This window comes from Psychrobacter sp. H26 (genome assembly GCF_059073035.1).
This window is the reverse complement of sequence record NZ_JCACRW010000001.1, coordinates 841,017-855,843: the sequence shown is the minus strand read 5'-3', so window position 1 is coordinate 855,843 and position 14,827 is coordinate 841,017. Positions and strand designations below refer to the sequence as shown.

Below are 14,827 nucleotides of genomic sequence, written 5' to 3'. Positions count from 1 at the left end.
CAAATAAAAAGGCAAGCACCACCGATGATGCTTGCCTTTTTTAATGTCAGTTGATTATTTGAGAGGTAAGTTAACTTATTTAGTTAGCTCGATGGTACCGTTAGCAGTGACTGAGATGGTACTGTTACCAGATTCAAAGCTTTGGCTTGGTACTGACTCGTCTGCCATGCCTGATTTCATGCTCATGGCGCTATACATAGGACGTGGGTAGTTACTACCGGTGTTCAAATTAACATTGATGACACGATAGCCACGGGCGTCCCAAGCACGGGTCAGGCTCTTAGCTTGCTGTTGAAACGCGCGGGAGGCTTCCGTCATTAGTTTTTGCTCTAGCGCATCTTTTTTGGTATCTGAGACACCAAAGTTCAAATTGTCCATGACCAAGGTTGCTTGTAGATCAGCAATAAGTTGGCTAGTAGCGGCAAAATCGGTACTTTTCAAATCTATATTTGCTTGACCTGTCCAACCGATGATTTTGTCGTTTTTATCGTAGCGTGGATAGGTACGTTGTTGTCCTGTGGTCACAGTAACGCTAGGATAGCGTTTGGCAATTTTCATGGCATTATTAATTGAGGTATTGAGCGTCGTGGCTAGCATTTTGGCATCCGTTGCCTGCGCCTTTTTGTACAAGCTGGCTCGTACTTCGTCGTTCTGGATTTCTTCTTTTATTTCTGTCTGAAAGGTCAGTTGATCGTAGCCTGTTGGTTCTGCATGGGCGCTTCCCATCATTGCCGTCATTAGACAAACCGTACCAGACGCTAGCGCTGCTTTATTGAGTAACGTGTTTTTCATCATTGTCTCCTTAATTAATTTTATTGATCTTTATATGGATGTTTTACCATCCGTTCTTATACAAGAAGCTGTCTCTTTTGTGTTCTAAATATTGACATATGTGCAACTTCATTCCTTAAAATAGCAAAATCTATCTAATTTGCTGTGAGAATTTTGTGAGCTACGTTACTCAGTTATTAAATAAAACCATTAATATAATCGTGATAGTTTTAGCAGAATTTTATTCTTTAGGGCACTAATAGTGTTAAGTGTTAAGTGTTAAGTGCGATTGAGCGTTTTTTACGAGCTACGGATAAGAAATGCTATCTAAATGCTGATTGTTGTTGATCCATTGTTTAGGAGAGCATCCATATAGACGCTTAAACTCTCGACTAAACTGTGACGAGCTGGCGTAGCCTACTTGCATTGCTGCTGTGCTTACGTTTGTACCAGTGGCTATCTGCATGGCGGCAGTGTTCAGACGCATAGATTTTACAAACTGAATAGGAGACATCGAGGTGGCTTGCTTAAACTTACGATGTAGTACTGCTCGGCTTATTCCTACATGCTTGGCCATGGCGTCAATAGTAATCACATCATCTAACCGCGCTGTCAGATACTCGATAGACTGAGCGATTTCGTTACCAACACCAAATGCACGCTGTACTGAGGCGCCTGACTCACCCTTTAAAAACGCATAGTAAAGCTCTCGCAAACGGCTTTCTGCAAGTATTGAGGCATCAACCGGGTCATTTATTAGGGTTAGTAACCGTAGTAATGCCTCAGTGAAACTATCATCCCAGTGCGAAAGCGACAGACCCAAAGGCTGCGGAGTGTCCTGTCGCTTACGTATGATGCCTGTCGCATTACTATGTATTTCAATAGCAAGCTCGGTCATTACCTTGGTATCTAAAGAGATATATACGCCCATCAATGGGTTATCAAGGGATGCGGCAGGTGTACCTGCCTCTATTGGCATAGACATAGAGCAGCAGAGATACTGGCTACTGTCATACACATAAAGATTGCCATCTAAAATAGCTTCTTTTGCACCACTGACAATAGCAATTACGGAGGGCTCGTATACTGCTGGTGCACATCGCACAGATGTGGTCATCCGGAAGAGTTTCACACCCCTTAGCCCCGTCTCTGTCATACCATCTTCTGTAACGTGGTTTTCGATAATCTGCTTAATTTGCTCTTTACTCATTGAGAGGTACGCCGATTAAAAACACAGTATCAATTTAGCACCTGTGTGTGCAGTACTCAATACGATGATACAAATAGGCATATTTTAGAGAGTATGTTGCCTATTTATCACCATAGCTGAGAGTTATAGTATGCGTCTAGATCACGAATAGGACACTATATTATGACTACAAACAATCCATTTGGACCAAAAGGCTGGACTCCTGAATTACTTGGCTCTCTTGTTGATAGAACTTATCTGATCACTGGCGCCAATTCGGGGGCGGGCTTTGAAGCCACACGAATTTTACTAAGTAAAGGCGCTAGTGTGGTCATGTTAAATCGTAATGCGCAAAAATCAGCTGCCGCGATACAAGCCTTGAAACAGGAATTTGGCACTGAGGCTAAAGTGAGTTTTGTGCGTATGGACTTAGCGGAGCTTGATAGTGTGCGAGCAGCGGCTGCTACGCTACTAAAAACCGTTCCAAACATTGATGCGCTAATATGTAATGCTGCAATCGCACAAGTCGCCAAACAAGAACATACAGTCGATGGGTTTGAAAGCCAGTTGGGTGTCAATTATTTTGGACACTTCTTATTATGTGGCTTGCTTTTTGAGCGTATCGAATCATCCAAAGGGCGTATCGTGGTAGTAGGTAGCAATGCCTATAAAATGGGTAAAAAAACCATTCAGTTTGATGATTTGAATTTTGATCACAACTATACTGCTTGGAACGCCTACGCCCAAAGTAAACTAGCACAGGTCATGTTTGCTTTTGAGCTACAAAGGCGTATCGAAAGCGCAGGTAAGCTGGTCAACGTTTATGTTTGTCATCCTGGCGCCTCACGTACAAACCTGTTGCAGGATACAGCGAGTGCTCTTAACAAGGCGCTATGGTCTGTATTGTCTAAATTTATTGCCCAGTCTGCCGAGAAAGGGTCGTGGCCTGAGGTGATGTGTGCCACGCAAACTGATCTTCGGCAGAAAAAACTCTATGGACCTACAAAACGAGCGCAAACAGTTGGGCCTGTTGGGGCATGTCCACTAGATGAAGTCGCTTTAGACGAGAGGGTAGCCACCAAGCTTTGGTCGGTGTCAGAAGAAAAAACATCGTTTGAGTGGGAGCTATAACCGACTTATTAAAACCAGTTTGGCCGCAGGGGTTGCAAAATAAAAAAATCCTTGTATAATCTACATCCGGTGGCTCCATTGGTAGCCTCGCAACATTGTTCTATGAATCCCGCCAGGACCGGAAGGTAGCAACGGTAATAGTTATAATGTGTGCCGAGGATGTGCTTTTGGAGTCGCTTTTTTTTTGCCTAAAATTTGATACTGACATTGATAAAACGTTTTATATTAAAGATACTTTTTATTTAAAATACTTTTACGATGTGTCCAGCCCTTCATTGCAAAGGGCTTTTTTTTGTCTAAAATTTCATCCAAGCTTTGGTTTAATGCGCTATTTAATTTCTTGTTCAATTCAAAAGCTTCATTGGTTAATATGATTTAAAATACAATGTATTAACTTTTATTAATATTCTAGACACTTTGAGGTTTGGTTATGAAAATGTTTGTTTGGCTATTCATTGCGTTTGTGGTGCTCATGGTCGTATTTGGGGTATCCATTTTTAATAGATTGGTACGCGCACGTAACCAAGCAAAGAACGGCTTTGCTCAAATAGATGTACAATTAAAGCGTCGTCATGATCTGATTCCAAACCTAGTCGAAACTGCCAAGCGTTATTTGAGCCACGAAGAAGAGACGCTGACACGAGTGATTAGCGCGCGTAATCATGCTCAAGACCTACAAGATTCTAATAAACATCAGCCAGACTCACTAGAGCATATGGCACTGTTTGCCAAAGCAGAAGGAATGCTGTCTAAAGCGCTAAGTCAGTTTTCAGCAGTTGTGGAAGCCTATCCTGAGCTCAAAGCCGATAGGATGATCAAGGAGCTCATGGATGAGCTGACCAATACTGAAAACCGAATCGGTTTTGCTCGCCAGCATTACAATGACAGCGTTATGTTCTATAACAATGACCGAGAAGTATTTCCTAACAATCTTGTCAGTACGACCTTTGGCTTTCGTCCGCTCAGTCCTTTGGTATTCGAAGACAGAGACGCCATTGGTCAAGCACCGAACGTCAATATGGGCTAAGGCTTCGACAAATTTAGCAAATACTAGGTAGCCTACGATCATGGATTTTTTTGGTGAGCAGCGCATACGTACGCGGCGCAGTCTATTGTTATATGGGCTGTTTTTTTTAATTGTGCTTGCTCATATTGCAGTAGCGCTCGCTGTCATGGGCCTACTATTGACGATATTTACAGGCGGTGTATACCGCTGGGTATTGATACTGGTTATTATCCTGACGCTAGGCAGTTTTTTTGTTGGTAGTTTTTTAGAGTATCAGCGCTTGAGAGCGGGTGGACGTGCTATTGCTCAGCGGGTAGGGGGCGTTAGATTGTTCATTGATAACAGTCAGGTACCCTGGCAGCACAGTCAAGGGGTGACGCATCAACATAAAAGTGAAGACAAGGTTCGTTATAGCGCGCGCCATATCGCAGTAAGTGACGAGCGTGACTTTCCACCAGTCTATCGTCGCTATTATGAAATAGCACAGCAGCTAGCGATCGCGTCGGGACTGAGCACACCAATACTATATGTATTGCCCGATGAGCAAGGTATCAATGGTTTCGTCGCTGGTCGCCACAGTCAAGATATGGTACTTGTCGTTACCCAAGGTGCGCTAGATAAGCTATCTGATGAAGCGTTATATGGTCTCATTGGTCATGAGTATGGTCATATTTTGCATGGTGATGCCAATTTTAATCTACAGCTAATGGTAGTGCTGGCAGGTCTGCAGATACTGTACGACTGGAGTGATCCGATCTCCAATCATATCTCTAATTATCGTTACTTTGATAACGATACTATCTCCCAAAATTTACTATCACAAAGGCAGGTTGATGTACTTGCGCGCAGTACAGAAGCGCAAACGGCCAGTTTTACCACTCACAGTGAGTGGGTGACGTACTGGCAGACACAGTCGCAGCAACAGCAGTCATCCGCCAAGCAACAGTCTAGGTGGGTGCAAAATAGACCAGTGATTGATCGACATGCACCGCGCAGTATGTGGACATTGCTGCTGCATGGTCTGAGCTTTTCGAGCATGGCAAGTGCTCAACTGATTAAACATAGCTTTAACCGTCAGCGCGAGTTACTCGCTGATGCAACCAGCGTACAATTGACGCGTACACCTGCTATTTTAGAAACCTTAAAAGCCATTCACCAAGACTCACTTGGGTCACGTTTGACTGGTATTGCTGATATCAATGGGCTCAGTCATTTTTTCTTTGCCAGTAGTGGTGCTGATTTGGGAGACGTATCATGGTTTGCCACTCATCCAAGCTTAACCGAGCGTATGAGTGCTATTAATGTAGATGCCTATCATGACTTTGCCATACAAGTGGCGACAGAAAAACGTCTCAACCAACAAAAAATTAAAGAAATATATAGGCAGCGCCGAATAGGTAACTGGGGTGAAGCAGAGGCAGTGACTACTCAAAATAGCCTAAGCAGAAAGACAAAAGTAACAAATCAATCTTCACGCCGATTACCTTCAAGTTTCAGTCAAAAAAGTAGCACTGAATATGAGAGCATAGATGAGCCCATAAAGGGGTACTGTAATGATAGTTCTTGCGAACAGCGCTCTATTTCTGATAGTCACAAAAATAGAAACAGTTATCAAGCAGACGAAGCTCTTGAATTCACTCAAGAGACAGACAAGATTATTGATGGTCGCTTACAATTAGAAGCTGTATCTGTAGATGACGATAGTACGCTAAAGCCATGGCAAGCAAAACCTGATGTTGATTTACCAAAAAATACATTGGTAGAAATCAGCGATAGGCAAAAGGTATTACTACCGCAATACATCATCGATCATAGCCATCATCCTCTAGGCGCGCTGGCATTGATTGAGGCAGTTATGCTTTGTCATCAAAGGCGACCACTATCAACGAATGTGTTTTATAGTTTGATAGATATTTGGAGCGCGGCTGGCGCGGTGGAAACTAACAACTCTAGCGATGAGCAGCTTTTATCACATAGGGTAGATACTAAGCTATTGACGCAAGTTGCCAGTGTGGATCGACGTCTAGATAGCGCTTTGATTGAGCTTGCATTAAAGCAACTAAGACAACATGATCTATCTGAGAGCTCTATCAGAAAATTAAAGCATAAGAGTCATGATAATCATAGTCATGATAGCTATCAGTACTATAAACAACAAGAAAACTGCCGTACGATGTTGTTGCGTTATCAGCAAGGGATATTAAGTTTATTGAACCAACAATTTACATCTGATGTCACCCAATGCCTCACTCATCATTTATCTGACAAAAAGTCAGTTAAGGACATCATTTATTCAAGCTCGACTTCTTGGAATGATTTGGCAGCTTTGGCGCAGCAGCAGTCACCAATATCTTCATTATGGCAAGCGCTACATCTACTGCAATTGCTACCGATGCTGTCTGAGGTTTTATACGATATAGACGCGCCATCTTTGGAGCTAGAGACACTGAGTTCTGGTATAAAAGACATATGTACGCAGCTAGATCCGTCAGGACAGGTATTTGAAAGTCTCAATACAGCTGAGGTATCGATTATAGTGTTACTGGCTTATCGATTATCAAAAGATGCCAAAGGTCAGATGATCTCAATGCACGCTCGGTCGCGATTGAGTGAAGGTGATGAGAGTGTGGTGCATTATATTGTTGACTTGAGACGTCATGCGCGCTTGATTGATATTGATTTGTCGACAGTTACCGATGCAAATTTACAATGGCTATTATTGACTGCTCAACACTTAAATAGTATACAGTTATTGGCAGTTATTGCTGCCGTTCCTGTTAACACCAAACAGTCTATTAATAGCTCCAAAAGTGCTCAGAATGCTGATAGTGATCAAGAGAGACAACAGTATGACAGTCAAATAGATTATAATGATACTGATGCACTCAGGCCTACTCATAATGACTATCGACAGTGTCTAAGTACATTGCATACTGTGATGCTACACGATACGATAATCAGCCAAGATGAGTATGATTGTTTGCTTGCGATGGCAGAATACTGGCTGGGTGTTCGAGAGCTTTTTTGACCCATGTCGGATTACTTCTTACCTGATAATCCGCGCTTAATAGATAGCATTATGCTTGTGCGATCAGTGCCATCGAAATTACAAACCCATCTATAGATGATATAGATAACATAATCAGGACAGTAGAGTCGTATGAGTGATATCCAAGACCCGCTGAGTGTATTGCAGCGCCGTATGCAGCAACGCCAAATATTAGCGATGATGGGTATCGATCAGTGGGTGCAGCCTGAGTCAAAGACCATCACTATAGAGGATATTGCGGCATCGCCAAAGTATCAATCAAATACTGACCATCCTACTATTGAGTTAACAAGTGACCAGTCGAGAAATACTGAGTCAAAAAACACTGAGTTAGCGAGTGCTGGTTCTATAGACGTAGTAGATCCATCACTGATGGACTATGGTACTGATAGCTCTGATATCGTAAGTTCTGATATTACAAGCTATGACGATATCAGCAGTGATAACGACATTAGTAGTGATTTTAATGGACGAGATGACGGTGTACCACAAGCCAGCGTTCAAAACCCTGTCACGTATAGCTTTGATACGCTGTCGGAATATGATAATACCTCGAGTTACGATGATACCTCAAGTATAGAGACAGACCGATTAGCCATCAACGAAATAGAGCAGTCGACGACCGAACCTGTAGCGCGGCACTCATTTGCTCAAGGCAGTAATAATGATGCTGGCTCAAAAAAGGTAGCACCATTCAACTTGCAAGGTGGTCGTTACGGTGACTGGGTGATACTGGTGGATATTCAAGCACTCAGTAGTGACAGCCAAAAGCTGTGGCAAAATATTACCCAAGCGCTATCACTCACTCATGAGGAGACATCATTTCCCATTTGCGCTGGTATGGACACAGCTGAGCTTGCTAATGCTAGTCTTGCTGGTTATATCTTTCGAATAGGCCTGCGCGAAGAGATACAAGTTGCTGCGTTGACGGCGCTACCTGACGGTCTTTATCATCCCAATCTTACTATCGTACCGACATTAGACGATATGCTTGCAGACAGCGATGCTAAGCGAAAGTTGTGGGAACAGATATCTTCGTAAGATACGTCTACACTAATACTGCTATACCTTTTTTATCAACAAACCGAAATAAAATAAGCTTATTTATTTCCCTACACCTAGGATCGTAATTATGTCCATCAACTCAACGCATACCAACCCAGCGCCCACCAATCCAACTGCTTCTATTAGCCCAACTGGCAGTACCTCGCCACATCGTTTACCAAATTTCTGTGCTGGACCTGCGACGATGCCAACAGCAGTATTAGAGCGTGCACAGAGTGAACTGCTTGACTGGCAAGGACGTGGCCTATCGGTCATGGAAGTGAGTCATCGTAGCAAAGAGTATATGGCAATCACTGATAAAGCAGAAGCCAAGCTACGCGCGCTTATGGAGATACCAGACAACTATAAAGTGCTGTTTTTGCAAGGCGGTGCCAGCTTGCAGTTCTCTGCTATTCCATTAAACCTATTGAACGGCGGGCGTGGTGATTATTTGACGACAGGTGCGTGGTCAGGTAAGGCTATCAAAGAAGCTAAGCGTTATGAAGCGCTCGGTTTGGGTGAGATTAACTTGGTTGCAACTGGCAAAGAAGGCAACTTTACTAGCGTACCGCCTCAAAGTGACTGGCGCATAAGTGAAGATGCTGCTTATTTTCACTACTGTGCCAACGAGACCATTCATGGTTTGCAGATATTTGAGCCGCCACAAGTAGAGGCGCCAATCATTGCTGATATGTCATCCTCTATCTTGTCACAGCCTATCGATGTGTCCAAATTCGGTATGATCTACGCGGGCGCTCAAAAGAACATTGGTCCTGCAGGTTTGGTTATCGTCATCATTCGTGATGATTTACTTGGGCAAGCTAGCGAGTGGTGCCCTATGCTACTGAATTATGAGCACCAAGCAGATAAAGAATCAATGTCTAACACGCCAGCAACGTATTCTTGGTACTTGGCTGGATTGGTATTTGATTGGTTAGAAGAGCAGGGCGGCGTCGCTGCTATCGGTAAGATCAATCAGCAAAAGGCAGATCTACTCTACAAAACAATTGATGACAGTAGCTTTTATAACAACCCAGTAGACCCTCAATACCGTTCTATCATGAACGTACCGTTTACGTTAGCGGACAGTAGTCTGGATAAGATGTTTTTAGAAGAGTCAGAAAAAGCTGGTCTACTCAATCTAAAGGGCCATCGTGATGTGGGTGGTATGCGCGCTAGTATTTACAACGCTGTACCGCTTGAGTGGGTACAGCAGTTGGTTGACTTTATGATCGCGTTTGAAAAAAAGCATGCTTAGGTGAGTCGATCAAGAGGTGGCTATAGAACTTAATACGTACCTCAATGTCTCAATGTCTCAATGTCGAAGGACGCAAGTACATAAACTTATAAGTAAGTAGGCGCAACTGATAACGGTTGCGCCTTTTTTTTGAGTCTATTTACTAGCATAAGTTTAGATGTTTATGATTGATAATGCGACATCTATGCTGGGCAACATGGCAAACCATTAGGTTAAAAAACCTAAGTTTGTTATGATAAAATTTTGCGATGATGATATTTTGCCGTCAGTATTTCATTTTTTGTACTTAAATTGGTTAGCACAGAGGTCGATTAGAAGATCATGATGATAAAATATACTCTGCTAAAAGCTGCGTTGCTAACCGTCACTGTCAGCTGGATACCAAGCAGTATCGCTGCGCCCATTACAAAGACAGCGCTTGGGCATAATAGCCCTACCGAGTACATTAATGCACCCTACATGCCCTATGCCAATCCAAGAGCACCATCAGGGGGTACGCTCTCTCTCGATGCCCGCGGCACGTTCAACAGTGCCAACAAATGGATGACCACAGGTGTGGCAATGATCGGTACCGATTATCTGTACGATACATTGATGACGGGTTCACTGAATGAAGCTTTTACCATGTATCCGCAGCTGGCAAGCAAAGTGACCTATGACCCAGATGATACGAGCTGGATTATTTATCATCTTAATCCTGCAGCCCGTTTTTGGGATGGATCACCTGTGACCAGTCATGATGTCAAAGCGACTTTTGAGGCGCTATTGAATAAGGGTCCCGTGTATGTCCGTAGCTACTTGGGAGATATTAAAGACGTTGAGATTATTGATAATCAGCAAGTAAAGTTCGTCTTTGCCTCTACTGAAAACAAAGAGATATTACTAACAGTCGGGCAGTTTCCTATCTTTGCCAAATCCTCAATCGATGCAAATTTTGAGACCATTAGCCTGACGCCATTAATGGGCAGTGGCCCTTATAAATTGGGGCGCGTTGATGCAGGCCGTTCAGTCAGTTATCTACGTGACCCTAATTACTGGGGCCGTGATTTGATGGTCAATCGTGGTCGCTATAATTTTGACATGATTAAGTTTGTTTATTATCAAAGTGATGAGATTGCTTTTGAGGGTTTTAAATCTGGTCAATACCGCTTCCGCCCCGAAAACAAAGCATCAAATTGGGTAAGTGGCTATAACTTCCCAGCGGTAAAAGCAGGACTGATCAAAAAAGAAACGATAACCAGTCAAAACCCAGTGCCGATGCAAGCGCTGGTCATGAATATGCGTCGACCGATCTTTCAGGATATTAGGGTTCGACAGGCTTTAACAGCCGCTTATGACTTTGAATGGATGAATAAAACTTTGTTTCATGGTCAGTATGAGCGATTGCAGAGCTTTTTCCATGGGTCGGAGCTTGCTGCAACAGGCACGCCGTCTGACGCAGAGATGCAGGTACTAACGCCTCTATTGTCTGAGCTTGAACCTATTCAGCGCAAAGCAACAGTAGCCGAATGGCAGCTGCCTACCAGTGACGGCAATGGTTTTAATCGTGCAGGATTGTTAGAAGCGCGGCAGTTACTACTGGCGGCTGGGTTTTATTATGACGATATGAAGTTATATCAGCCTGATGGTCAGCGCGCCCAGATCGAGATGCTGATGACGGGTGAGACCATGGGCCGTGTATTATTGCCCTATATTCGTAATCTAAAGCGTTTGGGGTTTGACGCAAGTTTGCGTCAAGTAGACGGGCCGCAGTACTATGAGCGTATGCGCCGATTTGACTATGATATGGTCGTTGACGTGTTCGCTCAAAGCCTATCTCCTGGTGCTGAGCAGGCTGCGTTTTGGGGTAGCGCTGCCGCTGATGAGCCAGGCAATCACAATAGCGCTGGTATCAAAAATGCTGCCGTCGATAAGGTCGTTGCTGCACTTGGTAGTGCTAAAGACCGCGATGAGATTGTACTGTATACGCAAGTGCTAGATCGGTTGCTGCGAGCGGGTCATTATGTCGTGCCATTATATGGCAAGTCTGGGACCAATGTGGCGTATTGGGATCAATATCGCCATACAGCAACCTTGCCAACCAATGCCGTTGGTATCGACTACTGGTGGGTTGATAAAGAAGCAGAAGGGCGCATCAATAAGTATTTAAAGCAATAATCAGCGCTCAAAGTAATATCCCGCGTCTATTGACAGCGCTGATCTTATAATAACTGATGGTCAGGTGTGCAGGCTTCGGTTATGGAATAAAATCGATATTAAATAACTCAAAAATAACGAGCAACAAAAATAACTATTGGTAAGGATTTAACATGAGTATCCGTATTCACCCTATTAAAGCATTCAATGATAACTATATTTGGACGTTAATTAATGATAATAATAAACAAGCAATCGTCATTGATCCCGGTCAAGCTGAACCAGTCATTGATTATTTGGAGACAAATGAGCTGGAGCTGACCTCGATTTGGACCACTCACCATCATCATGATCATATCGGCGGCGTTGTAGCGCTACAAGAGTCGTATCCTATGACTCATCTGGTTGCGCATAGTGAGCATGGGGTTGATGAAGACCAAACGATAAAAGATGGTAGCACAGTAAGTGCATGGGGCTGCTCAGCACAGGTCTGGGATGTATCAGGGCATACGGCTAGCCATATGGCTTATATCTTAGATATTGATGGGCAAAAACATTGCTTTTGCGGTGACACGCTATTTAGTGCAGGTTGCGGTCGTGTATTTACAGGTACCATTGAGCAATTGCATGATAGCTTTAAGCGCTTAAATGGTCTGTCTGAAGATACGCTGTTGTACCCTGCACACGAGTATACGGCTAGTAATCTACGCTTTGGGCTATCTATTGAGCCTGCCAATGAGCAAATGCAGCAAGCACTCGCACAAGCTGAGACGAATACTGCCCACGGCGTGCCAACACTACCAGTGACATTAGAGCATGAGCGCGCGGTCAATGTGTTTTTGCGTACGCAAGAGCCAAGTGTTATCGCTGGGGTTGAGTCCAAAACGAATATCGATGACGAGAAGTCTTTAACGGTATTTGCGGCATTACGCGAGCTAAAAAATAACTTTTAGAGCGCGTTTTTGATGCGGCGACTGCTTTCTTGCTTATACTCAACACAACATAGCCCGCTGCTGTCATTATTACCATCTTTCTTTATCTCATCTAGGAAGTCGCCATTATGGGTCGTTATATCTTAAAAAGACTACTACTGATATTGCCGACACTATTTTTGATATTGCTTGCCAACTTTGTCATTGTACAAGCAGCACCTGGAGGTCCTGTTGAGCAGCAGCTGGCGCTGATTGAACAGGGCGCAAAAGACAGCGCGCTCAGTGGTAATATCGGTGCGGGTAGCGCAGGTGGTAGTGACAGTACTTATCAAGGTACGCGTGGTCTCTCTGAGGAGATGGTTGCTGCAATCAATGCCCAATATGGCTTTGATAAATCGGCACCAGAGCGATTTTGGCTGATGCTAAAAAACTATGCTCAATTGGACTTTGGTGAGTCGTTTTTTAAGGGTCAAACAGTAACTGACCTTATTGTAGAAAAGCTACCAGTCTCAATATCGCTTGGGCTATGGAGTACACTGCTTATTTATATGATTGCCATTCCACTGGGTGTGTATAAAGCCATGCACCATGGTTCAGGTATTGATAAAGCCACTGCCATGCTGCTTGCTATTGGGCATGCGATACCTGTGTTTGTGTTTGCCGTGATCTTACTGGTGTTTTTTGCAGGAGGGAGCTACTGGAATATTTTCCCGCTACAAGGATTGACGTCTGAGAATTTCGATCAGTTAAGCGCGCTTGGTAAGGTTAAAGACTATTTTTGGCATCTGGCACTACCACTGCTAGCAAGCACAGTGGGCGGATTTGCAGGATTAACGTATCTGACCAAATTTAGCTTTTTAGAAGAGCTGGGCAAACAGTATGTATTGACTGCTCGCGCTAAGGGCTTAGGTGAGCGTCAAGTGCTATACGGACATGTATTTCGTAACGCGATGTTGATTATCATCGCAGGTATTCCGGCTGCTATTGTGGGTATTTTCTTTGCGGGTAACTTTTTGATTGAGATTATTTTTAAACTTGATGGCTTGGGCTTGCTAGGTTTTGAAGCGATTCAGCAGCGCGACTATCCAGTGATATTTGGTACGCTGTTTATCTTTACGTTGGTGGGACTGCTATTACAGTTGATTAGTGATTTGAGCTATCACTTGATCGATCCCCGCATCGATTTTGAGGGACGCTAATGTCAAGCAATCAATCTCCATTAAAGAGTAAGACTGGTAATAGCGAACCAGATAAATTGCAAATCCATGAGCAACCGTCTATACCGACGAAACAGCGCTTAAATCCTATCTGGCAAGCAAGGCTCACGCGCTTTCGCCAAAATCGGCTTGGCGTGATATCGCTGTTTGTCTTTGCAGTGATATTTGTCATTTGTATGGCGGCCAATGTCATCGCTAATGACAAACCATTACTAGTGAAGTATCAAGATGACTATTATTTTCCTGTTTTAAAAGCCTATCCTGAAACAACCTTTGGCGGTGTGTTCGAGACCGAGACCAGTTACAAAGACCCTGCAGTGCAGTCGCTAATCGATGAGCAAGGTTACTATGTGATGCCGCCCATTCCGTTTGCTGATCAGACACCCAACGTTGAGCTTGGTCTGCCTTATCCCGCGGCGCCCAATGCGCAGAACTGGCTAGGTACTGATGATATGGGGCGCGATGTGCTGGCGCGGATACTATATGGGTTGCGAGTGTCGTTATTGTTTGGTCTGGCGCTAACCCTCGCTGGTGCCTTGATTGGTATTATCGTAGGTGCAGTGCAAGGCTACTATGGTGGCTGGGTGGATCTGGCAGGACAGCGATTCATGGAAGTATGGGGCGGTATGCCGCAGCTCTTCATGATTATTATTTTAGTGAGTCTGTTTAGTCCCAGTATCAGCATGCTGTTTGCTATGATGTTGCTCTTTGGCTGGATGGGTCTGGTGGGTTTGGTGCGGGCAGAGTTCCTACGCGCTCGTAACTTTGACTATGTACGCGCCGCCCGCAACTTGGGCGTTTCTGATAGTCAAATCATGCTCAGACACATTTTGCCCAATGCGCTCGCGTCAAGCTTGTCGCAGCTGCCTTTTATTTTAACCGCCAATATCATTGCGTTGACCGCGCTGGACTTTTTGGGTTATGGGTTGCCACCTGGTTCACCATCTTTAGGGGAGCTTATGGTGCAAGGGAAAAACAACCTTGACGCCCCTTGGCTGGCCTTATCAGGGTTTTTTAGTCTGACTTTTATTTTGTCATTGCTCATCTTCGTCGGTGAAGCATTGCGTGATGCATTTGATCCGAGGCGCTCTTGA

At 44.0% G+C, this 14,827-nt stretch carries 11 protein-coding genes and 1 other RNA gene; 10 read left to right on the top strand and 2 right to left on the bottom strand.

The features are described from left to right. Positions 1 to 75: 75 nt before the first annotated feature. The gene (locus AC5JPT_RS03525; RefSeq protein ID WP_493858422.1) at positions 76 to 792 is read right to left on the bottom strand and encodes an SIMPL domain-containing protein; all 717 of its coding nucleotides are present in this window, start codon (positions 790 to 792) and stop codon (positions 76 to 78) included. Positions 793 to 1,078: 286 nt separating this feature from the next. Then, positions 1,079 to 1,981 (bottom strand): AraC family transcriptional regulator, encoded by a 903-nt coding sequence (locus tag AC5JPT_RS03520; RefSeq protein ID WP_493857125.1) that lies wholly within the window; start codon positions 1,979 to 1,981, stop codon positions 1,079 to 1,081. A gap of 162 nt (positions 1,982 to 2,143) precedes the next feature. Here AC5JPT_RS03520 and AC5JPT_RS03515 point away from each other — a divergent pair, with 162 nt between their 5' ends. From AC5JPT_RS03515 to AC5JPT_RS03470, 10 genes are all read left to right on the top strand, one after another. Then, positions 2,144 to 3,091, top strand: coding sequence for an SDR family oxidoreductase (locus AC5JPT_RS03515; protein WP_493857124.1), 948 nt, complete (start codon positions 2,144 to 2,146; stop codon positions 3,089 to 3,091). A 76-nt stretch (positions 3,092 to 3,167) separates the two neighbouring features. Next, positions 3,168 to 3,264, top strand: an RNA gene (gene ffs, locus AC5JPT_RS03510) — signal recognition particle sRNA small type. A 257-nt stretch (positions 3,265 to 3,521) separates the two neighbouring features. Further along, positions 3,522 to 4,118 (top strand): LemA family protein, encoded by a 597-nt coding sequence (locus AC5JPT_RS03505; protein ID WP_493857123.1) that lies wholly within the window; start codon positions 3,522 to 3,524, stop codon positions 4,116 to 4,118. A 40-nt stretch (positions 4,119 to 4,158) separates the two neighbouring features. Beyond that, positions 4,159 to 7,125 (top strand): M48 family metalloprotease, encoded by a 2,967-nt coding sequence (locus AC5JPT_RS03500; protein WP_493857122.1) that lies wholly within the window; start codon positions 4,159 to 4,161, stop codon positions 7,123 to 7,125. 132 nt (positions 7,126 to 7,257) lie between these two features. Next, the gene (locus AC5JPT_RS03495) at positions 7,258 to 8,187 is read left to right on the top strand and encodes a DNA polymerase III subunit psi (protein WP_493851904.1); all 930 of its coding nucleotides are present in this window, start codon (positions 7,258 to 7,260) and stop codon (positions 8,185 to 8,187) included. Positions 8,188 to 8,278: 91 nt separating this feature from the next. Continuing rightward, positions 8,279 to 9,448: a 3-phosphoserine/phosphohydroxythreonine transaminase gene (gene serC, locus AC5JPT_RS03490; RefSeq protein ID WP_493857121.1), complete on the top strand. Its 1,170-nt coding sequence runs from the start codon at positions 8,279 to 8,281 to the stop codon at positions 9,446 to 9,448. A 324-nt stretch (positions 9,449 to 9,772) separates the two neighbouring features. Further along, positions 9,773 to 11,605 carry an extracellular solute-binding protein gene (locus AC5JPT_RS03485; RefSeq protein WP_493858421.1) on the top strand — a complete coding sequence of 611 codons (1,833 nt, stop codon included), beginning with the start codon at positions 9,773 to 9,775 and terminating at the stop codon, positions 11,603 to 11,605. A 152-nt stretch (positions 11,606 to 11,757) separates the two neighbouring features. After that, complete coding sequence (gene gloB / locus AC5JPT_RS03480; RefSeq protein WP_443527068.1) at positions 11,758 to 12,537, top strand: hydroxyacylglutathione hydrolase; 780 nt, start codon at positions 11,758 to 11,760, stop codon at positions 12,535 to 12,537. 107 nt (positions 12,538 to 12,644) lie between these two features. Further along, on the top strand, positions 12,645 to 13,715 hold the full coding sequence (yejB, locus tag AC5JPT_RS03475; protein ID WP_493843090.1) for a microcin C ABC transporter permease YejB: 1,071 nt from the start codon (positions 12,645 to 12,647) through the stop codon (positions 13,713 to 13,715). Beyond that, on the top strand, positions 13,715 to 14,827 hold the full coding sequence (locus tag AC5JPT_RS03470) for an ABC transporter permease (RefSeq protein ID WP_493857120.1): 1,113 nt from the start codon (positions 13,715 to 13,717) through the stop codon (positions 14,825 to 14,827). The genes yejB and AC5JPT_RS03470 overlap by 1 nt, the downstream gene beginning before the upstream one ends.

What these genes read in the sequence shown, in the direction of transcription:
- AC5JPT_RS03525 (WP_493858422.1), bottom strand. Translation starts at nt 792, where the DNA reads ATGAAAAACACGTTACTCAATAAAGCAGCGCTAGCGTCTGGTACGGTT.
- AC5JPT_RS03520 (WP_493857125.1), bottom strand. Translation starts at nt 1,981, where the DNA reads ATGAGTAAAGAGCAAATTAAGCAGATTATCGAAAACCACGTTACAGAA.
- AC5JPT_RS03515 (WP_493857124.1), top strand. Translation starts at nt 2,144, where the DNA reads ATGACTACAAACAATCCATTTGGACCAAAAGGCTGGACTCCTGAATTA.
- AC5JPT_RS03505 (WP_493857123.1), top strand. Translation starts at nt 3,522, where the DNA reads ATGAAAATGTTTGTTTGGCTATTCATTGCGTTTGTGGTGCTCATGGTC.
- AC5JPT_RS03500 (WP_493857122.1), top strand. Translation starts at nt 4,159, where the DNA reads ATGGATTTTTTTGGTGAGCAGCGCATACGTACGCGGCGCAGTCTATTG.
- AC5JPT_RS03495 (WP_493851904.1), top strand. Translation starts at nt 7,258, where the DNA reads ATGAGTGATATCCAAGACCCGCTGAGTGTATTGCAGCGCCGTATGCAG.
- serC (WP_493857121.1), top strand. Translation starts at nt 8,279, where the DNA reads ATGTCCATCAACTCAACGCATACCAACCCAGCGCCCACCAATCCAACT.
- AC5JPT_RS03485 (WP_493858421.1), top strand. Translation starts at nt 9,773, where the DNA reads ATGATAAAATATACTCTGCTAAAAGCTGCGTTGCTAACCGTCACTGTC.
- gloB (WP_443527068.1), top strand. Translation starts at nt 11,758, where the DNA reads ATGAGTATCCGTATTCACCCTATTAAAGCATTCAATGATAACTATATT.
- yejB (WP_493843090.1), top strand. Translation starts at nt 12,645, where the DNA reads ATGGGTCGTTATATCTTAAAAAGACTACTACTGATATTGCCGACACTA.
- AC5JPT_RS03470 (WP_493857120.1), top strand. Translation starts at nt 13,715, where the DNA reads ATGTCAAGCAATCAATCTCCATTAAAGAGTAAGACTGGTAATAGCGAA.